Raw genomic sequence first — 22357 nt, 5'->3', positions numbered from 1 at the left:
TGATTTTGAGCAAGACTTTTCTTTTTGCACAAAAAACACCCGAAAAATTCATCTAAACCACTCAAAACCCATCTTAAAAATTGGCACATTTTCTGCATTCTTAATATCAGTAATACAAAAAATAGATTTGGTAATACTGAATAGGAGTTGCGAGATGAACCATGCAAAGTCAGAAACCCAAAAGCAACATCCACTCAAAACATTTCTGGTTGATCTGCTAAGTGCGCGTGCAGGCATTTATTTAAACCAAAATCCAAATGCTAACAAGCTAAAAGGATTACACCGTGTCTAAACCAAAACTGGCGCGGATCAGCATTACTGTGCCTGAAACAACTTTAAATGCACTCGATCAGAAAATTGTTGATCAACATTATGAAAGTCGCTCACAAGCCATAGTCGACATGATCAATAAACACCTGATTGCAGAACAGGCACAAGCCAACGAAGTCATGGTGGGCACGCTGACCATTTTATATGAAGCTAGCCAAATGACACTTCGTAACCAAATTATTGATTTACAACAACAGTTTTTAACTCAGGTGATTAGTTCGCTGCATATCCAGCTTGATCAGCAAAAAATTCTGCAAGTCATGCTCATGCAAGGAGCAAGCTCTGAGTTAAGACAGATCAGCCAGCAATTTATTGCATTAAAAGGGGTGATCAAAGGGCATTTAGAACTGATGGATGCGGTGATGCCGCCGATTCTACAAAACGATTAAACCGAATCAGGAGTAAAGTCGTGCAAGACTTATGGACAATTCAAGACTGGAAAATAGCTTATACCAATAAGCAAATGACGCTTGAAGGTTTAGTTGACTATGTCAAAACTTTCAATAATGACAATCATGCTTGGATTGAAATTGCTTCTGCTGAACAAATCCAGGCTCAGATCGAGCTTTTAAAACACAAAAATGCGGCTGACCTGCCTTTATATGGCGTGCCATTTGCGGTCAAAGACAATATTGATGTTGCAGGTTTTCATACTACGGCTGCATGCCAAGAAGCAGCTTACTTGGCAACAACCGATGCCGCTGTCATTGCCAAACTCAAAAGTGCAGGGGCAGTGGTGGTTGGTAAAACCAACCTTGATCAGTTTGCAACGGGCTTGGTCGGTGTGCGTTCTCCATTTGGCGCGGTAAAAAATAGCTTTAATCCTGAATATATCAGTGGCGGTTCAAGCTCGGGGTCTTCGGTCGCAGTGGCGAATGGGACTGTACCGTTTAGTTTGGGCACGGACACCGCAGGTTCAGGGCGTGTACCCGCAGGGCATAACAATATTGTCGGGCTAAAACCAACCAAAGGCTGGTTTTCAACCACAGGTCTGATTCCAGCTTGCCGAACCATTGATGTGATTTCGATTTTCGCCTTAACGGCTGATGATGCTTGGTCGGTTGCCAGAGTCATGCAAGGCTATGATGAAAGCGATGAATATTCGCGTGTACATCCTGCTAACGTACCCACACATTTTTCTAAAGGCAAAATCGCGATTCCTGCTCAGCTTGAGTTTTATGGGGATGCAGAGGCAGAAAAAGCCTTTGATTCGGCAATTGAACGGGTTAAAAAACTGGGTTATGAGGTTGAAAGTATTGATTTCAAAATCTTTAATCAACTTGCCCAAGCCTTATATAACGATGCTTGGGTCGCTGAGCGCACTGTTGCAGTTGAAAAAATGGTAACGCGTGAACAGGCACATCCTGTGATTGCGCAAATTATTGCTCAGGCCGACAGATTTACAGCGACCGATGCACTACAAGCTGAATATAACCGTGCTGTTCTGGCGCGAAAAATCAATCTTGCACTTGAACCGTATGATGCGTTGATGGTGCCAACAGCACCAACTATTTATACGATTGCCGAGGTAGAAGCCGATCCAATCGTAAAAAACTCACACATGGGCGCATATACCAATTTCGTCAATTTCTCAGACTTATCTGCATTGGCTTTACCCAATGTGATGCGTGCAGATGGTTTACCGAGTGGGGTGACTTTTATTGCACCTGCTTGGCACGATCAAGCCTTGGCGAATTTTGCACAAATCTGGCAAGCTGAAACTGCACTTACTTTGGGTAAATCAACACAAAGCTATCATAAATCCATCGAAATCCAGTCTACACATGCCGTGAAATTGGCGGTTGTTGGTGCACATCTTTCAGGTATGCCGCTGAATTTTCAGTTAACTACACGGCAAGGCGTATTGCTTAAGAAAACCAAAACGGCTGCCAGTTATAAACTTTTCGCATTAAAAAATACCACGCCACCTAAACCAGGACTGCAATTTGATTCGGCAGGTCAGTCGATTGACATTGAAGTTTGGGAAATTCCAAGCACCAGATTTGGTGAAATTGTAGCAGAGGTACCTGCTCCACTCGGAATTGGCAATCTGCAACTGGAAGATGGCACATGGGTCAAAGGGTTTATTTGTGAAAATTATGCCATCAACGACGCTCTAGACATCAGTCATTTGGGTGGCTGGAGAGCTTATATACAGTCATTGCAACAAAACACATCGACATCTCAAGTAAAGGAAATCGGGGGAGTTTCTGTATGATCAATAAAGCATTTTTATCGGTATCGGTATTGTCTGCCATTCTACTCGCTGGTTGTGACAATAAAGCCAAAGTACCAGAGGCCAAGGAAAGTTCAACGGCTGCAACCAGTAGCAATAGTAAACCAATTATCATTGGCTATAGTGACTGGCCGGGTTGGGTGGCTTGGCAAGTTGCCATCGAAAAAGGTTGGTTAAAAGATGCAGGGGTCAATGTTGAGTTTAAATGGTTCGATTATTCAGCATCACTGTCAGCATTTTCAGCCAATCAGCTTGATGCCGTGTTCGTAACCAATGGGGATGACTTATTAACAGCATCGGGCGGCACCCAAGGGATGATGATCTTGGCTACAGATTATTCTGCGGGCAATGATGTGATTATTGCCAAAGAAGGGATTAACTCGATTCAGGACTTAAAAGGTAAATCGGTTGGTCTTGAAAAAGGACTTGTTGATCATCTTCTTTTAGCAACTGCATTGTCTGACCAAAAAATGTCGATCAATGATGTGAAACTGGTTAACTCTGCAACCAACCAATTACCACAGGTCTTTACAAGTCGAGAAGTTTCAGCGATTGCCGTTTGGCAACCTGTTGCAAGTCAAGCACTTAAATCTGTTCCAGGTTCAAAAATTATCTATACCTCGAAAGATAAACCGGGTCTGATTTATGATACTTTGTCAGTCAACATGAGCCATTTGTCTGCACACAAAGAAGAATGGAAAAAAATTCTGCAAGTGTGGGACAAAACGGTGAAATATATCAATGATCCTGCAACCCATGCCGATGCCGTGAAAATCATGGCGAATCGTTCAGGGGTCGATCCGAAACAATATGAGCTGATGGTGAGTGGTACACATTTGCTCAGTATTGCCGACAACAAAAAAGTCTTTACCAAAGGAGATGGCTTCGACTCAATTTATGGTTCGTCTTACCATGTCAATAAATTCAACGTGGAAAATGGCATCTATAAAACCGAACAGAATGTTGATGGCTTGATTTATCCAGCATTGATTCAAGAGTTAAAATAAAACCTGATCTATAAAATAGCCTAAGTTATCTTGGGCTATTTTTGTTTCTAGCAACTAAAAACTAAATGCCAGAAAACCCAAATAAAGCAGTATTCAATTTTTAAGTTATTGTCCCGAGTTCTTCTGATCAGAGAATAAAAGCACTTCATTCATATAGAAAAATTCAATAAAATTAAAGATGTGTGCTTTTAGAAAATAGATTGATAATCATAATTCCTGCGATCATAAACGCTAAACCGATGACGGCCGCAACATCTAAATGCTGTTTGTAATAAAAGAATCCCACCAGTGAAACCAGAATAATGCCTGCACCTGACCACAGTGCGTAGGTAATTCCGATTGGAATGCTTTTCATGGTCAGAGATAAAAAGTAGATCGCAAAGGCATAACCTAAAATAGTGATACCTGAGGGTAATAACTGACTAAAACTATCGGATGCTTTCATGGCAGAAGTAGCGATCACTTCTGCCAAAATCGCAATCAGTAAATAAAGAAAAGCCATAAGAGAAATGATTCCTATAGAGTTATTTTTGTAGCATGAAAAAGATGATCTTGTTCTTGTTGTAGCCAGCGTTGACTGGCAGTCGTGGTTTCAGTGTGTGTTGAAAATTCAAAGTTGGGCTGAAATACATCGAGTTTGAAATATAGACGGCAGTTTTTGCCTTGAATCACTTTGCTTTGTACCAGTGTTTCAGCATCCAGAAGTTCAAAATTTTCAAGATCAATCGTGGTTCCAACTCTGTCGGTGACGGTACTTAAATCGATGCTTTCTCTGTCAAAACTGATGGAAACCTCATAGTCTTGAATTTCTTTTAAATTAATGCTTTGCTCGGTATAGGCATGGCTTAAAGTGCTGTGGACATTGAATCGTTGCTGGATATCAGGATGTCGAGATTGAGCAAAGGCAAGAAAATGATCGCAAATAATCAGGCCACCATCGGCAGCATAGCTTTCTTGCGTCTCTAAATTTTCAATTTTAAATAAGCGCAAACCCAGATACAGCCCGCGAGTGACTTGTTGCCGCCAGTCTTCAACATAGGCATTACTGGGTGAAAACTCTAAAATGGCATTGCCAATCGGGTGTAACTTGGCTGGTTCAGGCCATTGAATATGATTTTGATAATTGCTGGTTACATGCCATGAAAGGAGTTGTTGTTCCTGATCCCAACAGGTATCACCAATCCAGCCCTGCCTGTCCAAAACAGGTGTGGTGTTTGCCTCTTTTAAGCGCAAATCAATGGTAAAACTTTTGGACTGAAACCAGTACACAATGGTCTTTTCATCGGTCAAACCATTCGCAAAAGTAATGCTTTTACGCCGAAATGCACCCAATAAATAACTTGGTAATGTGAGATCTTCCATAGGGCTTGCATTAAGTTTTGAGCAGAGTTGAATTAAATTCATGTCGACTCCTGATTTTCGTCTAAGCCAAAGGAATAAAGCGGGCGGGCATTCTTGAGCTGAATTTCTCCGCGTTTCACTTTTTCTTTTAAATACTGAAAAGTCTGAGCAGTTTGATTAAACAGATGTTCGCCACATTGCAGTGCCGAATATTTAGGCGATTCATTTTGCGTGATCGGCTGAATGACATAGTCATAATCACAGCTAAAAAAGAACGGAAAGGAATAGCGTTCTTCAGAAATTTTTTTGACCCGATGTTTGGTTGCCAAGTAACGGCCATTCGACAAGATTTCCATCATGTCGCCAACATTCATGACCAAAGTATTTTCTAGGAGTGGAATATCAATCCATTGACCTTGTTTATTGAGAACTTGCAGTCCCGAAGCTGTTGGTAGCAGTAAAGTAAAACACTCGTAGTCTGTATGAGCGCCGATCCCATCCTGATCTTGCGCATTGGCATGAAAAGGGTAGTGAATCAAGCGAAGTTGGCTGGGCGCTTTTAAAATGTGTGTATCGAAATAATGCTCATCTAAGTCCAAAGCAAGTGCAAAACCCTGAAAAATTTGCTGCCCAATCGTTTTGATATGTTGATAGTAATTTGAGACATGCATTTTAAATTCGGGGTCATTGGGCCATTGTGTTGGGCCAATTAGTGGGCGACGACCATCTAAACCCTGATAATCATAATTGACATCGTATGCTTCTTTCAGATCAATGAGATTTTCTGCAAAACGTTCTTCCCCAATAGGCACATAGCCACTGTGATTCTCAGATAAACCAATGTAATGCTTCATTTTAGATTGTAAATCTTGAGCAAAATAACGTTTTGCGGTTTCATGCAGCGCTGTAAATAAATCAGGGTTAAATTGCTCTCCTGTTAAATATAAAAAACCAACCTCCTTTGCTGCTCGATCCAGCGCAGCAGCAACTGTGAGTCGGTCTTCCAAATACGGACTCGATAATTTTGAGATATCGACGAGGGGTAAAACATGCAAACTAGACATGAAGATCACCAACGTTGGCCGTCCAACATAGAACCAAAGCATTTAGGTCGTCCCAAATGCTATTCATATAGAAGCTATTATCTTTTTGTACTGATTTGCGTCATACGCGGAATCTTTGGCAATTCTGCAAGAGCTGGGTCAAGTTCATCTTCCTGAGCATGTACCAGTGCATCGACACGTTCTCTTAAACGCCTAAACTCAGGTGTGGTAAACACATCTGAAGAGCGAGGGCGAGGAAGATCAACTTCGATAATTTCTTTAATTTCCCCAGGATTGGCTTTTAATGCCACGATACGATCTGCCAGTAAAATGGCTTCATCCATATCATGCGTCACAAAAATAATTGTAATATCAATGTTTTGCCATAAATCCATTAAATGTCTTTGCATTTTCTGGCGTGTATGTGGGTCAAGTGCACCAAAAGGTTCATCCATGAGTAAAATTTTAGGCTCATTCACTAAAGCACGGGCAATCGCCACACGCTGTTTCATTCCCCCAGAGAGTTGATGAGGGTACTGATTTTCATATTTATCCAGACCGATAATATTGATCCACTCACGAGCCTGTGATTCTGCGGTCATTTGGCTGATGCCTTTCATGCGAGGGCCAAACATGACATTTTCTTTGACGGTTTTCCATGGAAACAGGGTGTAACCTTGAAAGACCATGCCACGTTCAGGGCTTGGGCCAGAAATCGGTTCACCATCAACCAAAATTTCCCCACTATGATAAGGGTCTAAGCCTGCAACTACGCGGCTAAAGGTCGATTTTCCACAGCCAGATGGCCCAATCACACAAATAAACTCGCGTTTATGAACTTTCAAATCCAGTTTGTTTAACACCGTACGCTCAGTTTTTCCGTGTTTAAACACTTGGCTGAGTTGCTTGGCCTCTAAAATCACAGGACGTTCATAAATTTTTTCAAAATATTCAGATGCATTAAAATTTGAATGAGTCATTATTTCACTCCTGCTTTCCACGTAAACATGTGCGTCCCTAATTTCATGAGAACCCAATCACAAACCAGTCCGATTAAACCAATAATCAAAATGGCAGCATAAACATTGTCGAAATTTTGATAGCGTGCTTGCTGGGTAATAAACCAAGTGATACCTGACGTTGTTCCGATCAATTCAGAAACAATCAAATACGTCCATGCCCAGCCGAGTAACACACGCAAATCCCGATAAATATCTGGTAAAGCAGAGGGAATCACGACATGAAACAAGCTTTTTAATTTGTTGGTGCCTAGGGTATAACCTGCTTCGATTAAACCTCTATCGACCATTCTCGTCGTGTTGGCGATAATTAAAATTTGTTGAAACAATGTTCCAATGACAATAATAGAAATCTTGGGTGCATCATTGATACCCAAAATGGCAACGGCAAGAGCACCAAATGCTGGAGCAGGCAAGTAACGGAAGAATTCAACAAAAGGCTCGGTTAAAAGTGATATTTTTTGAGAAAAACCACAGAGTATGCCGAGTGGAATCCCCACAATTGAAGAAATAAAGAATGCGGTAAATACCAGTTTGATACTGTGCCATAAACTTTGATGAAACCATGGTGCATCAGGCTGTTCTGGGGCTTTTGTGAAAGCAGTGACTAAAGCTTTAGCAACTTCATGCGGTGCAGGTAAATAAATGGGATTAACTAAAATTCCTTGTGGTGGTGCAGAATGTTGATTGATCGCATTTTGTGCCTCACTATAGAACACATTTTTATCAACCCGACTACCAACTTGCAAATAGGGTGTACTGCCCGAGTCTGTAATTTGTACCTGAGGGTGCCAAATAAAAGGAAGATAACTCACCGCACACCAAATTAGTATGGGAATAAGAAAAGAGCCAAAGCTAAACATAAGCTTGTTCTTTTTACTCAGTTCCTTTGCAACATAACCCATATTTACAGCCCCCATTTTGGCCTTAGTATTACTATTTTTAAAAAACGTAATATTTATTAAGCAAAATGAATGCCACTCGATGTAATAGGTACATTTCATAAATGTAGAAATTTGGTTCTAGACTATTTCTATTTGAAATAGCGATAAAAATGACTGAGTTAATCCGAAATTTAATGGCATCTAATAATTAATCTGTATATCTGATTAAAATTTAATTATTTATCAATTTTACGAAATTAATTTTAAATAAATATAAGTATTCTTTAATTTTATAATAATTGTCATTTTAGAGTATACCCTAAAGATACATATTTTTATCCAAGCAAACAATGTCTCTTTTAAATGTTTTTTGATCATACATAACATGTTATTTTTAAATCTATTATTTATAATAAACAAATTGGGTTGTTTTTAGTCCATTTGGAGCGAAATGCATGAAAGGTCAAAAAGTCGGCTATGTCCGAGTCAGCTCAATCGAGCAAAATACTGGACGCCAACTTGAAGGTATCGAAACTGACCGGCTGTTCATCGACAAGGCTTCGGGTAAAAATACTGACCGCCCTAAATTTCAAGAAATGTTGAACTATGTTCGGGAAGGGGACATGGTGGTGGTGCATTCCATGGATCGTTTTGCTCGAAGTCTTAAAGACCTGGTTGAAGAAGTAGACAAATTGGTCAAGCGCGGTATTGCAATTCAATTTATCAAAGAAAAAATTACCTTTACTGCGCAAGCCACGCCAATGGATAACTTGATGCTGCAATTGATGGGAGCTTTTGCTCAGTTTGAACGTGAAATTATTTTAGAACGGCAAAAAGAAGGCATTAAGCTAGCAGCTGCACAAGGTAAATATAAAGGTCGGGTACATAAACTCAAACCTGATCAGGCAGATGCTTTGCGGCAGGCTTGGACAGAAGGGAAGTATAGTTCGAAGGCTGCTTTGGGTAAGGCTTTTGGGATTAGCCGGCAGGCTGTTTATCGTTATTTGAAGGAAATAAGTTAAGAAAAATTTTAGGCAGCTTCGAAATGAAACTACTTAATGTTTATGGTATTGGGGGAATCTACTCATTGCCTAACGATCATAAATTCCAATACTTTCTTTGATATAAAGTTCAGGATGATTAATGATTTGAGCTATAAATTGAACAAGACTTAACTTGGAAACTTGTGAGCCTCTAAAAATTTCGCCTTTTTGACTTACTTCATAACGCTCTTTTGTGCTGTTAGTAAACCAGCCTGATCGAATCAAGGTGTAATCTAGCTCGGATGCTTCTACTACATCGGCTAGAGCACGATACGGTTTTAAAGTGGGATTATTTTCAACAGTGCATTTTTAAATAACCTATTGATATAATAGTTTTTACTTCAAGTTCAATGGTGATCTATTCTTGCATTTTCAAACAGTAATTGATCAATGCATTTTTCTAAATATCCATGCAAATAATCAATAAAATACGCTACTCGTGGAGAATGTTGTAGTCGATCCAAGTACACAGCATACACATCCGCGGGAGCAGTATTATATTCTGTTAAAATCTGCACCAAGCGACCACTTTTCAAGTATTTAGCAACTTCCCATTCGGCACGCATTAAAATCCCATGCCCCTCAAGCGCCCAATTGAGTGCCACTGCACCATCATTCGTGCTCAACTTGCCATGTACTTTAATGGTTTCAAGCTGTGCTGCTCTATTAAAACGCCAATTTCCATATGCCGTATCATTTTGCCGCAGCACAATACACTGATGCAGGGTTAAATCATGCGGAACTTGCGGTACACCATTTTTCTTTAAATAAATCGGTGAAGCGCAAAGCAAACGCCGATGTGCTATCAGCTTCTTGGCAAGAATACGTGAATCTGGCAGTTCACCAAATCGGATCACGACATCGACTGCATCATCAGGCAAAGTCACTGGACGATCACTCAAATGTAGCTGAACTTCAACATCAGGATAAATTTTGGCAAACTGGCTAATCGCTGGCGCAATATAGGATCGACCAAAGCCCAAAGGTGCATTGATGCGTAATAAGCCTTTCGGGGCAACACGACTACTGGCAACCAGTCGTTCCATGTCATCAATTTCATTCAAAATCCGCAGTGCATTTTCATAATAAATTTCGCCTTCATGAGTGAGACTGATACGACGCGTTGTTCGATTCAGCAAGCGCACCCCCAGGCGTTGTTCAATCTGGTTTAAACGCCGCGAAACCGCGGGTGGTGTCAGGTTTAATTCCCGTGCTGTGGCAACAAGGCTTCCCTGTTTTATTAGTAAACAAAAAAAACCTAATTCTGTATCCGTACTCATGATTATTCAGTTTTTTGCAATAGTGATTTAACTTTAGCGCGATTTTTCTATTTTTCAAAGCCGCTACTATGGCTTCAGGTTACCTCCTTGTACCCATCACAATAATAAAAGTCGCAGAGGAATGCGGCTTGGTACAAGGAAGCCATTCGTCAAATTCGATCATGAAGTATCGATTGGTAATCTTTAGGAAAATGGAGAATTCTTCTCATGGATATGGATTTAGAGAAACGGGTACTACGCAAAATTACGTGGAGAATTGTGCCGTTTATCATGCTGTTATATCTGATTGCATATATTGATCGGGTCAATATTGGTTTTGCTGCACTGACCATGAAACAAGACCTTGGTTTTAGTGCCTCAGTTCTTGGTTTTGGTGCAGGGATTTTCTTCGTAGGTTATTTTCTCTTTGAAGTCCCATCCAACATTATTTTGCATAAAGTTGGCGCACGGCTCTGGATTGCCCGCGTCATGCTCACGTGGGGACTGATTGCAGGTGGTATGGCTTTTGTACATAGCTCAACCAGTTTTTATACGATGCGCTTTTTGCTTGGCGTGGCTGAAGCTGGCTTCTTCCCTGGCATTATTTTGTACCTTAGCTATTGGTTTCCTGTGCGCTATCGTGCAAGTGTGATTGCCTTATTTATGGCGGCTGCCCCAATTGCAACCGCGGTTGGCTCACCAATTTCAGCAGCCTTATTGGAAATGCACGGTTTTATGAATTTGGCTGGCTGGCAGTGGATGTTTCTGATTGAAGCTGTGCCTGCACTGATTTTAGGTGTGGTGGTATTTTTCTATATGACTGACCGCCCTGAAAAAGCCAAATGGCTTGCTGCTGATGAAAAAGAATGGCTGATTCAGACCATGCAACAAGAGCATCAGCAAAAACAGACCCAAGAACACCACAGTATCATTCGTGGTTTGACCAATCCGAAAGTACTGGCTCTTGCCTGCGTGTATTTTGGAACATCGGCAGGATTATATACCCTCGGGATTTGGGCACCACAAATTATTAAAGAATTGGGCGTATCGGCAATGACCGTCGGTTTCTTAAATGCCATTCCCCCAATTTTGTCGGTCATTGCCATGATTTTATGGTCACGTCATTCGGATCGTACGGGTGAACGTACATGGCATGTTGCGCTTGCTTGCCTGATTGCGGTTGCAGGGCTAGTGATTGCTGCCCAAACCCACAATGCGCTTGGGCTAATTGCTGCACTGAGTGTCGTCAATATCGGCATTAGCTGCTCAAAACCACCGCTTTGGAGTATGCCGACCATGTTCCTGTCAGGCACCGCCGCAGCAACAGGAATCGCTACCATCAACTCGATTGGCAACCTCGGCGGCTTTGCAGGACCAGCGATGATTGGTTGGATTAAAGATCAGACAGGCAGTTTCAATGGTGGATTGTATTTCATTGCAGGGCTACTCGTTATCTCTACGGTACTTACCCTGATTTTAAGTGCAAGCCACAAAACCAAGATGAATGCCAACAACGCTTCAAACGAAGCCTAGCAACCTATTTTTTCAGATTTGTCAAAGGAGTATCACATGGACAAACAGCTTGCCATCCAGTCCCTTACGGACACCATGGCGAAATTCACAGCCTATATTGGTAAACGCTTACCGAAAGATGTCAACAAAAAATTGATTGAGCTACGCACACTGGAAACCAATCCACTCGCCAAATCAATTTATGACTCGATGGATGCCAACCAACAAGCCGCAGACAAACTGGATCGACCAAGCTGCCAAGACACAGGTGTGATCCAGTACTTTGTTGAAGCAGGTGCACATTTTCCATTACTCGGTGAATTACAGGAAATTTTGCAGGAAGCGACGGCTGAAGCCACCCGCAAAGGTCCTTTACGTCACAATGCTGTAGAAACCTTCGACGAAAAAAATACAGGAACCAACACAGGCACACAAATTCCATGGCTCGATTGGCGCATTGTCCCAGAAACCGATACCTGTACCATTGATGTCTACATGGCAGGCGGCGGTTGTACCCTTCCTGGTGCTGCAAAAGTCCTGATGCCAGGACAAGGCTATGAAGGTGTTGCAGAATTTGTGATGGATGTGATCACCGAGCGTGGTGTAAATGCTTGCCCTCCACTTTTGGTTGGGGTTGGCGTATCAACCTCCGTAGAAACCGCGGCACGTCTGTCTAAACTCGCCATCATGCGTCCAGTCGATTCAAAAAGCGATAACCCGCGTGCTGCACTGATGGAAGACTTGCTGGAACAAGGTCTCAATGAAATTGGTATTGGACCACAGGGCTTAACAGGCAACAACAGCGTAATGGGAGTTAATATTGAATCCTCTGCGCGCCATCCATCCACCATTGGAGTTGCAGTCAACACTGGCTGTTGGGCACACCGCCGCGGCAAAATTCGAATTAACCCTGACATGTCTTATGAAATCCTGTCACATGAAGGAGTTGTACTATGAAAAAAATCCTGACAACCCCGATTCGTGATGAAGATTTGGCTGACCTCAAAGTCGGAGATGTGGTGTATTTGACAGGCCGCTTAGTGACCTGCCGTGACGTTGCGCATCGTCGTCTGATTGAACAAGGGCGTGAACTGCCAGTGAACTTGGAAGGTGGCGCAATTTTCCATGCTGGCCCAATTGTCCGTAAAAAAGACGATGGTGGTTTTGAAATGGTATCCATTGGTCCAACCACCAGTATGCGTATGGAAAAATTCGAACGCGAATTTATTGCTAAAACTGGGGTCAAACTGATTGTTGGTAAAGGTGGCATGGGACCTGAAACTGCCGCAGGCTGTCAGGAACATAAAGCTGTACATGCCATTTTCCCAGGTGGCTGCGCGGTACTGGCTGCCACACTGGTGGAAGAAATTGAAGGCGCTGAATGGCAAGATCTGGGCATGCCTGAAACTTTATGGATTAACCGTGTCAAAGTCTTTGGTCCACTGATCATTTCGATTGATACTCATGGCAATAACCTGATTCAGGACAATAAAACTGTTTTCCAAGCCAAGAAACAACCTGTTTTAGACAGAATCAGCAAACAGCTTGGTTTTATTCAATAATCTATTTTTCTCGGTATCTGCTTCCCATTGAGCGGATACCACTTAATTCATTCTAGCCTTCTAATTCCCCCCCCAAATGCGATATTTACAATACCAGCGCACAGCCCAAAGAATAATTTCGCCCTGAAAATGTCGACCATGAAAAGGATTCATATACTGAACCTTTAGCTAAAAACTATTTAGCTTATAATCAATAGTTATTTGCAACAGTGCCAAAATTACTGATCATCAAGGGCTAGCAATTCTTTAGATAAACGTTCACCTTCAATCTGAATGGATGACAAGATATTGCTTATTTCCTGCAAATCTCCTGAATTAAGTTCAACTTCGGCAGATAGGATGTTATCTCGCAGATATTTCTCTTGATCAATTCCTGGTACAGGTACGATAAAATCATGTTGTGCAAGCAACCAAGCCAAAGCAATTTGAGCAGCGGATGCGTGCTTTCTTTGTGCCAATTCGGAGATTTTGTCGACTAGAGGCATATTGGCAATCATGGCTTCTCGAGTAAATCGAGGAAAGGTTGCTCTTAAATCAGTTGCTGCATCAAAAGTTGTATCTGGATTAATGGTTCCAGTGAGAAAACCCGTACCTAACGGTCCCCAAGGGACAAAACCAACCCCTAATTCTTTACAGACAGGCAATACATCCTGCTCTGGCTCACGCGTCCATAACGAATATTGATTTTGAACCGCGGTAACTGGAAAAACACTGTGCGCTTTTCGAATTGTTTCAGCACTGGCTTGTGATAAACCAAAGTGTTTGACTTTGCCTTCTTTGACTAAGTCTTGAGTGGTTCCCGCAACCTCTTCAATTGGGATATTTGGATCAACACGATGCTGATAGAACAGATCAATATAATCGGTTTGCAGGCGTTTCAATGAATCTTCACAGACTTTACGAATATGGTCGGGACGGCTATTAATGCCTGTATCGGAAATCATGCCAAATTTAGTGGCAATAATGACTTTCTCCCGAAATGGTTTTAATGCTTCGCCGACTAATTCTTCATTGGTATAAGGACCATAAGCCTCTGCGGTATCAAAAAAAGTGATGCCTTGTTCAGCAGCTTTACGAATTAACGAGATGCCTTCTTGTTGAGATTTTGCCTGACCTAAACCAAAACTTAATCCCATACATCCCATGCCAATTGCAGAGACCTCTAGAGCACCTAGTTTGCGCATTTTCATAATTTATCTCGTATCATTTATCGAATAAGTCAAAGTATAAAGAGGCATTTATTAATGATTAAGATGGTTAAATCGCATGTGCTTATGAATATAATTAATTAATACTATTTTGGATGAGATCCAAATCATTTGGATCACTTATAAAATAAAGGTGTGGCTATGCTTGATAATTTAAATGATCTTAAAGCTTTTATTCTCGTTGCACAGGTTGGTAGCTTTACAAAGGCAGCTGCACAACTGGGAGTTTCACAATCTGCGTTAAGTCATACAGTGAAGTCATTAGAAAACCAATTAAATTTAAGGCTTTTACATCGGACAACACGCAGTGTATCAACTACGGCAGCTGGAGAGCAGTTATTAAATAGAGTTGAACCTCTATTGAATCAAATCAATTCCGAGATCGATACATTAACTCAGCTTCGTAATACACTGGCTGGCAATTTCCGAATCCATGCAACTGATCATGCAATTTATCAATTTGCTTGGGAACGCTTACTGCCTATTCTTAAACAGTATCCAGAAATCAATGTCGAAATAACTATGGACTACCGTTTTACTGACATTGTTGCTGAGCGTTATGATATGGGCATACGCATTGGCATGCATATTGATAAAGACATGATTTCACAGCGTATTTCACCAGATATGAAAATGGCTGTCGTTGCTAGTCCTGAATATTTTTCTGAGCATAAACCACCTAAAACTCCCGATGATTTGGAGTTTCATAATTGCATCAATATGCGATTACCGACCAAAGGTGGTTTATTGGCATGGGATTTTCTGAATGCTGAAGGCCAGCGAGTTGAAAAACATGTCCATGGGCAGCTTATTGTGAATCAAGTTCCCATGTTGGTGCGGGCTGCTACAGACCATCTCGGGTTGATTTGGATCCAAGAAGATCGGATACAAAATGAATTAGAATCTGGGAAATTAGTTAAAGTATTAGATGATTGGGCGATTACATATGCAGGCTATTATCTATATTACCCAGATCGTCAGGAATCTAATCCCATTTTTAGATTATTTGTAAATGCTTTAAAGCTTTAAAAAGTCAGCCCAATCGAATCAATTAGGCCAACTGTCTTCTTCTTATGAAATAGAGACAAATATTATTTAAAGTGGCGATGCGTTCTTTTCTAGAAAAGAACGATAAACTTGTTTATTTCTGCTTTTGTGTATTAATTGGCATCAATACAATAATCGCACTTAAAATTGTGAAAAAAGTCATGATCAGAATCATGGTTTCTGGTGTGCCTTTTGATAACCACGCTAAAAGTAACGATGAAATCACGCCACTTCCATATTGCAGTGAACCAATCAAAGCCGAAGCAGAACCCGCAATTTCTGGTACTCCATCTAATGCAGCTGCAGTCGAATTGGCAGCCACCGTACCATTCATCGAAAAGAAAATAAAGATCATGAGAATAACACTGTATATTCCACCGATTCCTGCATAAAACAACGCACATAAAATGACTAAGGCGATTGCAGCAAAGGCTGTTGCACTGCGTAATAAATTATCTAAACTAAAACGCCCCACCCAAGAACGGTTGATAAAACTTAAACCCATAATACCGACAATATTAATGGCAAAGAGCCAGCCATAATGCTGTGGTGCAATGCCATAATAGGTAATGTAAACAAATGGTGAACCAACAATAAAGGTATATGCAGCCACATAAAAGAAGGTCACACATAAGGTATAACGCATAAATTGCCAATTCTTAAGCAAGCGAGCATATTGCTGAAAAATTGTCATGATTGAACTTTGTTGGCGGCGTTCTTCATGATGTGTTTCTGGCAAAAGGAACAGTGAAATAAACATCAAACTGCCAATCGCTGCTAAGAGCCAGAAAATATCATGCCATGAACTGAGTTTGAGAATCTGACCACCAAGCAATGGCCCCGCAATGGGTGCAATTGCCATCACAATCGTCAATGTAGAAAGCATTTTCGCAGCTTGGGTACGGGCATATAAATCCCGAATCATCGCGCGAGCAAGCATGGGTGCAGTACATGCCCCGATTGCCTGTATCACACGCCAAAAGACTATTTGCTCAATACTTTGTGAATAGGCACAGCCAATCGAACCAATCACAAAGACCACCAAACCGAGATATAACGGACGTTTACGTCCAATCCGATCGCTGATCGGCCCCCAAATTAATTGGGCAATTGCAAAACCAGCTAAAAACCCTGTAATGGTCAATTCAACACTACCTTGTAAATCTATTTCCATTTGCGGCATGGCAGGCAAATAAATATCGGTAGATAACGAAGTAAATGCCATTAATGCACCCAAAATCGCCATAAATACCCAGCTACTGGTGTGTAGTTGCTTACTTTGAGTTTGGGTGGATATGGGGGTATTGGACATAGTTTTTACTCATTCAATTTGTGAAACAGGTTAAGCGGAGTCCATTGAATCAATGACTTCGCTTATTGGTGGTGGTCTAAATGTTTAAAACAGCAACTCGTTGTTAGTCCAATGCATGAACGTTTTTATAGCCATTTCATGTTTGGGACATACAAGTTTGGGCAAGGTCTATAAGACAAATATGTTGGATGGATCAGCACATTACTTTTTTCTGATTAAACATCCAGTTTTCGACTGCTTAACCATTCAATCATGGCAGGATCGCGGTGTGAGAAAAACGCACTGGTTGCAGTATCAAGCGCAGTAATCTGATTGATATCTTCAACAGATAATTCAAAGTCAAAGATATTGATGTTCTCTTGCAAACGTTCAAGACGAACAGATTTGGCTAATGACACAACATTGCGTTGTAAGAGCCAACGCAGTACCACTTGACCGATCGATTTTCCGTATTTCTGACCGATGTTCTGCAATACAGGATGATTAAATAAATTATTACGTCCCTCAGCGAAAGGTGCCCATGCTTCAGGTTGAATACTACGTGATTGCATCCAAGGCACGGCATGCAATTGTTGCTGGAATGGATTGACTTCAACCTGATTCACCGCAGGCACGACTTGATTAAAAGCAATAAGGTCGGCTAAACGATCGGGATGGAAATTACTCACACCAATGGCGCGAATCTTTCCCGCTGCGTGTAGTTCTTCCATCGCACGCCAAGCCCCATGCACATCACCAATCGGCTGATGGATCAGGTATAAGTCGACATAGTCCATTTGCAAGCGGTTTAAAGAGCGCTCAAACTGTGCCTTTGCACCTTCATAATTTGTATCTTGTAGCCAAAGCTTGGTGGTTATAAACAATTCATCCCGTGCAATATTGCTTTGACGAATGGCATTGCCTACTTCGATTTCATTCTGATACGAGGCTGCGGTATCAATCAGACGATAGCCTGCATCAATGGCGTGATGTACTGCTTGTTCACATTCTTGACTATCATTCATTTGAAATACGCCAAAACCTGCAAGTGGCATTTCAACACCATTATTCAATTTTACGGTTTGCATCATTTTTACCTTTAAATCTATTAAAACCTGATCACTAAATCACTATAGCCTTGTCAAAATTGAACAACTAGGCGGCAAATTTCGATTACACTTATATAAATATTTTATTAATCAAGTTTGATTAATAAAATTTATGCTGAATAAATAATAAACAAATTTAGCAAATCGTGAGTTACTATGTCTGAAAATCTTGATGATTTAAAAGCATTTTTAATTGTTGCTCGATCTGGCAGCTTTACCAAAGCCGCAGGACAAATGGGTGTTTCTCAGTCTGCGCTGAGCTATACCATTAAAATGCTGGAACAGCGTCTGGACATAAAACTATTGCACCGCACGACTCGAAGTGTTTCTTTAACCCAAGAGGGAGAACAGTTATTTAACGATATTGAACCGCTCCTCAACGGTATTGAACAGAAGCTCAATAACTTGAATTCTTTTCGCAAAAATCTTCGCGGGCAGCTCAGAATCAACGGGACAGAAATCTCTCTGAATGTTTTGCTTTGGGACAAACTGTCGAAATTCATGTGTGATTATCCCGATGTACAATTGGAACTGACCATGGATTATGCTTTCGCAGATATTGTGAAAGATCGCTATGACATTGGGATTCGCTTGGGTGATGCCGTACATAAAGACATGATTTCAGTCCGTGTTAGTGATGAACTAGAAATGCTGACTTTGGCCGCACCACAATATTTGGAACATTTCTCCGTTCCACAAACACCTCGAGAATTACATCATCATCGCTGTATTGGCTTACGTTTACCGTCACATGAGCGGATACAGTCTTGGGAGTTTCATGATGTCCAAGAACCAAATAAAATCCTGACCATTAACCCAGAATATTCACTGATCGTCAGTCATGCCCGATTGCAACTCAAAGCAGGCGTAGAAGGACATGGTCTGGTTTGGTTACCGAAAGTCATGGTTGAAGATGAACTCAAAAGTGGAAAGCTTGTCACGATTTTAGACGACTGGAATATGCAATATTCACCCTATTACATGTACTATCCAAGCCGCCGGGAATCCTCACCATTATTTCGCTTACTGATAGATACCTTACGTTTGTGACTATGAATAAAATCAAGAATCATTTCTTTTGAAATACAAAGACTTCAACAAAATCTATGAGCTAGCTCAGAAGTTCAAATTAAGGTGTGGATCACGGCACCTTTTCACTCCTAATCAAGTTTTGAACATTATTTATTTAGAAACAGACATTGGTGCAAGCTCACCAAACCAATAAGAAGCCGTTACGCCACCATCCATTAAGAAATCGCTGCCTGTGATAAAAGTGCCTTCTGGCCCCATCAAAAGTGCACCAAGCGCAGCAACCTCATCAGGGGTTCCTGCCCGACCAACTGGCGATTGCGCCAACATTTTGCGATAGCCTTCACCTCTTGGACCTGATAATTCATCTTTTGCTAATGGCGTGATGATGATACCTGGGCTAATCGTATTGATCCGTGCGCCTCTTTTACTCCAACGCACTGCCTCCGCCATCACTCTTAATGAATTTCCGCGTTTTGAAATCTGATAAGCATGCAAAGAATCTTGGATAACATCAGGCTGTAACATTGGTTGTTGAAGAAGTTCTTCGGCAGGGGTTGTTGCAAGAATGCGATCTTCATCTTGAGTTAATGCAGGTAAACGATGTCCAGATTGTGAAGAAATCACAATACAAGAGCCACCCACAGCAATGACCTGACCAAACTCCTCAAGAATGACCGCTGTACCATATAAATCCACTTTTAAAATCACTTCAGGCGATGCTTGTGAAGGAGATACGCCTGCAGCATGAATGACACCTGTAATTTCACCCAACTGAGTTGCTGTCTGAATCAGGGTCTGAACAGATGTACGGGAAGAAACATCTACAATGCAAGTACTGACTTCAAAGCCTGCTTCACTTAACACCTTTGCAGCAGCTTCAGCATTTTGTTGTTTTAAATCTGCCAGTAAAACATGTTTACCAGCACTGACTCGACGTGCAATTGCTTGACCAATCGACCCTGCACCAATAACGACAATAATATCTTTCATCTGTTAGTTCTCATGATTCTTAGCAAAGGGATTATTTTAGAGACTTATGCTTGAATGATTAACCTCTAAACAAAAATAGCCTCTATGAATGAAATTTATCAATAGAGGGCTATTATTGATGAAAATATAATAATTGATGCTGTAATGACTGGATTGATCAAAGTCTCAGAGGAGTAAATAAGTTTTTAGTTTTTTAACGTATGCACCTCTGTCATATTTTGATCTTCAATCAAAGTATGAATCGTATATGGGACTTGCCAATGAGTCGGATTACCCGGATAGCACGGTAGTGATTGAGCATAAAGGAAGAAAGATCAATTACAGCATCTTCGATAATTTAAGTCAGCTCAACCAGCGAGAGATCGTTGAGAATAGACGATTAGGCTCGGTTCTAGCTCATATTCAACAACAGCATCAAGAATTGGAACAGCAAAACAAACGCAATCGTTCTCAATCCATGCCACGTAGATGTGCACAGAAAACAGCAATTCAACAACGAAATCTGAATCCTGTGCTTGACTTGGAAATGTCCTCTTTTGCGATTTTCTTAGCGGACGGTTTGATATGTCGGTGTCTATGTCGGATAATTTCTTAAGACCTATTTAATTTCGGTTTATTTACATAAACACTATTTCGACCATAGTTTTTTGCGGAGTATAGTGCGGAATCGGCAGCATCTAAGAAACGCTGATAATCTGGATGTCCATCATAAAGTGTACAGCCAATACTTACGGTAAAATTAAAACTATTTCCCAAGGTTGTTCGAATTGGGGTTCCCTCAATACGAGTTCGAATTTTTTCTGCAATTTCTTGTGCTCTGATTAAATTACTATCGACTAACAGTAGCAGAAACTCTTCTCCACCAATACGGAAAGCGTAATCGCTACCCTTGATGGACTCAAACAATACTTCAGCAATTAATTGTAATGCCAAGTCGCCAGCTGCATGTCCAAATTTATCATTGATACGTTTAAAGTGATCCGCATCAATGGCAAGTAGTGATAACGGTGTATTATTTTTACGGGAAAAATTGATTTCACGTGAAATGATTGTCGCTAAATAACGTCTATTTAATAATTGCGTTAAGGTATCATTTCCAGAATCGATGTATTCGGCAACTTGAAAGATTTGATCAAGTAGATGTTGAATCTCTCTATTCGTTACACGAATATCCTGAATCAAACTAATCATTTTATCTTTTTCAGTCGAATTTAAAATCTGCTGAGTCAGTTTATCAATTTTGTAAATACGTTCTATGATGGCATTGACCTGTTCAGATCCTGTGAATGCATAAGCCGCTTTATGTATAAACCATAAGCCAAACTCAGATTTTGACAGGGCAGAATGATGCATATTGGATTCATTGGAAAATACTTTGAAAATCAGTTCATTTTCCCAATCGAGCAGACAGCTGCGCTGACGGTCTTTTTGTACCGTAACATCTTGCATGGCAGAAAACAGCCGATAGGTGTGTTTAATATCATTATTGACTTCAATTCTGTCTTCATAACTACGACACATGATTTGTGTTGCGAAATTGAGTATTTGGGTAATATAGTCCGCTTGTTGCAAAACATTTGGAGATGTTGATTGCAGGAGCAACTCAAACATCTTTTTTTGTATTTCACGGATGCCACGAATAATCAACCAGGCAGGGATTCCAATACGAGCATGTACCTCACCAACTTTTAATTGTTTGTTAACGATCTCCTGAAAATCGTGTGTGAATGGAACTCCAAAACTATCACTTAGCCATTGTTGTAAAGAATTCTTCAATTTATTCTGGACTAAATCATCGGATAAAAAGTAGGAGGCTTCGTGTTCTGGCATCATGTGATGGTAAAATTCAGTCACCAGTGTTAGTGCATTATCCTGTATAAACGTAAAAGCTTGTTTTAAATCTGCTTCAGGGTATTGATTACAGATAGCGTGCCATTGTTTTGAAAGACTAATAATACACTCTTGATCCATTGTGTTGATTTAACTCGCATAAAATCTCAATTTTAACTGACTTATTGTATAAGACAATTGGCTTCTAAACGTGATCTTAGCCAAAATAATGTACACATAATTCCTCTAAAGCTAACGTCGGGTTAACTTTGGAGGTGTAAGTATGCGACTATCTCGTGCAGCTGTGCTGCTCAAGCCCTGAATTAAAATAACAAGCAATTGACTATGTGCTTTTAAACTGAGATGGATCAGCAGCTAATTTACTCAATAATCATGTACTACCATACTATCAATCGCAGGATCTACCTATGCTACATATCCTGGATACATGTTAGCTTTATTAAGAAATCAGTAATCAATAGATAAAATCTTATTTATTCAAATCAAAAGCCTAGCGATTAAAGCTAGGCTTCTGGGTAAATTCATGAAATCAGTGAATAAAATCGAATTTCAATTCCTAATACGTATATTTTAACTCAGCATAGAAAGTTCGT

At 40.7% G+C, this 22357-nt stretch carries 21 protein-coding genes and 3 pseudogenes; 11 read left to right on the top strand and 13 right to left on the bottom strand.

Annotated features, from left to right (window positions below; all coding sequences use genetic code 11):
• Positions 1–154 precede the first annotated feature (154 nt).
• From ACX1N5_RS14730 to ACX1N5_RS14715, 4 genes are read left to right on the top strand one after another with little or no spacing between them, the layout of a single operon-like run.
• Positions 155–292: a hypothetical protein gene (locus tag ACX1N5_RS14730; RefSeq protein WP_458803259.1), complete on the top strand. Its 138-nt coding sequence runs from the start codon at positions 155–157 to the stop codon at positions 290–292.
• Positions 285–719 carry a CopG family ribbon-helix-helix protein gene (locus tag ACX1N5_RS14725; protein ID WP_131381652.1) on the top strand — a complete coding sequence of 145 codons (435 nt, stop codon included), beginning with the start codon at positions 285–287 and terminating at the stop codon, positions 717–719. Before ACX1N5_RS14730 ends, ACX1N5_RS14725 begins: the two co-directional genes overlap by 8 nt.
• Positions 720–724: 5 nt before the next feature.
• Complete coding sequence (gene atzF, locus ACX1N5_RS14720; RefSeq protein WP_458803288.1) at positions 725–2548, top strand: allophanate hydrolase; 1824 nt, start codon at positions 725–727, stop codon at positions 2546–2548.
• Complete coding sequence (locus ACX1N5_RS14715; RefSeq protein WP_045792633.1) at positions 2545–3573, top strand: ABC transporter substrate-binding protein; 1029 nt, start codon at positions 2545–2547, stop codon at positions 3571–3573. The genes atzF and ACX1N5_RS14715 overlap by 4 nt, the downstream gene beginning before the upstream one ends.
• Before the next feature lie 172 nt (positions 3574–3745).
• On the opposite strand, the gene ACX1N5_RS14710 is transcribed toward ACX1N5_RS14715, so the two are convergent.
• The 5 genes from ACX1N5_RS14710 to ACX1N5_RS14690 form a co-directional block, all read right to left on the bottom strand.
• Positions 3746–4075 carry a DMT family transporter gene (locus ACX1N5_RS14710; protein ID WP_458803262.1) on the bottom strand — a complete coding sequence of 110 codons (330 nt, stop codon included), beginning with the start codon at positions 4073–4075 and terminating at the stop codon, positions 3746–3748.
• A 14-nt stretch (positions 4076–4089) separates the two neighbouring features.
• The gene (locus ACX1N5_RS14705; protein ID WP_458803264.1) at positions 4090–4977 is read right to left on the bottom strand and encodes a hypothetical protein; all 888 of its coding nucleotides are present in this window, start codon (positions 4975–4977) and stop codon (positions 4090–4092) included.
• Positions 4974–5978, bottom strand: coding sequence for an isopenicillin N synthase family dioxygenase (locus ACX1N5_RS14700; protein ID WP_458803266.1), 1005 nt, complete (start codon positions 5976–5978; stop codon positions 4974–4976). Before ACX1N5_RS14700 ends, ACX1N5_RS14705 begins: the two co-directional genes overlap by 4 nt.
• A 77-nt stretch (positions 5979–6055) precedes the next feature.
• Positions 6056–6937, bottom strand: coding sequence for an ABC transporter ATP-binding protein (locus ACX1N5_RS14695; RefSeq protein WP_458803268.1), 882 nt, complete (start codon positions 6935–6937; stop codon positions 6056–6058).
• Positions 6937–7881: an ABC transporter permease gene (locus tag ACX1N5_RS14690; RefSeq protein ID WP_035365720.1), complete on the bottom strand. Its 945-nt coding sequence runs from the start codon at positions 7879–7881 to the stop codon at positions 6937–6939. Before ACX1N5_RS14690 ends, ACX1N5_RS14695 begins: the two co-directional genes overlap by 1 nt.
• A gap of 434 nt (positions 7882–8315) precedes the next feature.
• Here ACX1N5_RS14690 and ACX1N5_RS14685 point away from each other — a divergent pair, with 434 nt between their 5' ends.
• Complete coding sequence (locus ACX1N5_RS14685; RefSeq protein ID WP_458803270.1) at positions 8316–8882, top strand: recombinase family protein; 567 nt, start codon at positions 8316–8318, stop codon at positions 8880–8882.
• Between the two features lie 69 nt (positions 8883–8951).
• On the opposite strand, the pseudogene ACX1N5_RS14680 reads toward ACX1N5_RS14685, so the two are convergent.
• Together ACX1N5_RS14680 and ACX1N5_RS14675 are read right to left on the bottom strand one after the other, a co-directional pair.
• A pseudogene (locus ACX1N5_RS14680) lies at positions 8952–9179 on the bottom strand (NAD(P)H-binding protein); the annotation flags it as partial.
• Between the two features lie 71 nt (positions 9180–9250).
• The gene (locus ACX1N5_RS14675; protein ID WP_458803272.1) at positions 9251–10183 is read right to left on the bottom strand and encodes a LysR family transcriptional regulator; all 933 of its coding nucleotides are present in this window, start codon (positions 10181–10183) and stop codon (positions 9251–9253) included.
• Positions 10184–10390: 207 nt separating this feature from the next.
• Here ACX1N5_RS14675 and ACX1N5_RS14670 point away from each other — a divergent pair, with 207 nt between their 5' ends.
• The 3 genes from ACX1N5_RS14670 to ttdB are packed head-to-tail and all read left to right on the top strand — an operon-like array spanning position 10391 to position 13236.
• Entirely contained in the window at positions 10391–11695 is a 1305-nt protein-coding gene (locus ACX1N5_RS14670) for an MFS transporter (RefSeq protein WP_131382469.1), read from the top strand.
• 36 nt (positions 11696–11731) lie between these two features.
• Entirely contained in the window at positions 11732–12631 is a 900-nt protein-coding gene (gene ttdA, locus ACX1N5_RS14665; RefSeq protein ID WP_116730563.1) for a L(+)-tartrate dehydratase subunit alpha, read from the top strand.
• Entirely contained in the window at positions 12628–13236 is a 609-nt protein-coding gene (ttdB, locus tag ACX1N5_RS14660) for a L(+)-tartrate dehydratase subunit beta (protein ID WP_131382468.1), read from the top strand. Before ttdA ends, ttdB begins: the two co-directional genes overlap by 4 nt.
• 75 nt (positions 13237–13311) lie before the next feature.
• Here the strand turns inward: ttdB and ACX1N5_RS14655 are convergent.
• Together ACX1N5_RS14655 and ACX1N5_RS14650 are read right to left on the bottom strand one after the other, a co-directional pair.
• Positions 13312–13389: pseudogene (locus ACX1N5_RS14655) on the bottom strand (IS6 family transposase); the annotation flags it as partial.
• A 65-nt stretch (positions 13390–13454) separates the two neighbouring features.
• Positions 13455–14426: an aldo/keto reductase gene (locus ACX1N5_RS14650; RefSeq protein ID WP_458803275.1), complete on the bottom strand. Its 972-nt coding sequence runs from the start codon at positions 14424–14426 to the stop codon at positions 13455–13457.
• Between the two features lie 159 nt (positions 14427–14585).
• Between ACX1N5_RS14650 and ACX1N5_RS14645 the strand changes: the two genes are divergently transcribed.
• Positions 14586–15473: a LysR family transcriptional regulator gene (locus tag ACX1N5_RS14645; RefSeq protein WP_458803277.1), complete on the top strand. Its 888-nt coding sequence runs from the start codon at positions 14586–14588 to the stop codon at positions 15471–15473.
• A 112-nt stretch (positions 15474–15585) separates the two neighbouring features.
• On the opposite strand, the gene ACX1N5_RS14640 is transcribed toward ACX1N5_RS14645, so the two are convergent.
• The gene (locus ACX1N5_RS14640) at positions 15586–16803 is read right to left on the bottom strand and encodes a multidrug effflux MFS transporter (protein ID WP_458803279.1); all 1218 of its coding nucleotides are present in this window, start codon (positions 16801–16803) and stop codon (positions 15586–15588) included.
• Between the two features lie 215 nt (positions 16804–17018).
• Entirely contained in the window at positions 17019–17870 is an 852-nt protein-coding gene (locus ACX1N5_RS14635) for an aldo/keto reductase (RefSeq protein ID WP_458803281.1), read from the bottom strand.
• A 177-nt stretch (positions 17871–18047) separates the two neighbouring features.
• Here ACX1N5_RS14635 and ACX1N5_RS14630 point away from each other — a divergent pair, with 177 nt between their 5' ends.
• The gene (locus ACX1N5_RS14630; RefSeq protein ID WP_458803283.1) at positions 18048–18941 is read left to right on the top strand and encodes a LysR family transcriptional regulator; all 894 of its coding nucleotides are present in this window, start codon (positions 18048–18050) and stop codon (positions 18939–18941) included.
• Positions 18942–19073: 132 nt separating this feature from the next.
• Here ACX1N5_RS14630 and ACX1N5_RS14625 read toward each other — a convergent pair whose 3' ends face one another.
• Positions 19074–19913, bottom strand: coding sequence for an SDR family oxidoreductase (locus tag ACX1N5_RS14625; protein ID WP_458803285.1), 840 nt, complete (start codon positions 19911–19913; stop codon positions 19074–19076).
• A gap of 268 nt (positions 19914–20181) precedes the next feature.
• Between ACX1N5_RS14625 and ACX1N5_RS14620 the strand changes: the two are divergent.
• Positions 20182–20445 (top strand): annotated as a pseudogene (locus ACX1N5_RS14620) (ISNCY family transposase); the annotation flags it as partial.
• 59 nt (positions 20446–20504) lie between these two features.
• Here the strand turns inward: ACX1N5_RS14620 and ACX1N5_RS14615 are convergent.
• A complete protein-coding gene (locus ACX1N5_RS14615; protein WP_458803286.1) occupies positions 20505–21884 on the bottom strand; it encodes a diguanylate cyclase in 1380 nt (459 codons plus the stop codon).
• Positions 21885–22357: the final 473 nt, after the last annotated feature.

This window comes from Acinetobacter sp. ANC 4636 (genome assembly GCF_054454555.1).
Note: the sequence above shows the minus strand (reverse complement) of the source record. Positions and strands in the feature narration are given on the sequence as shown.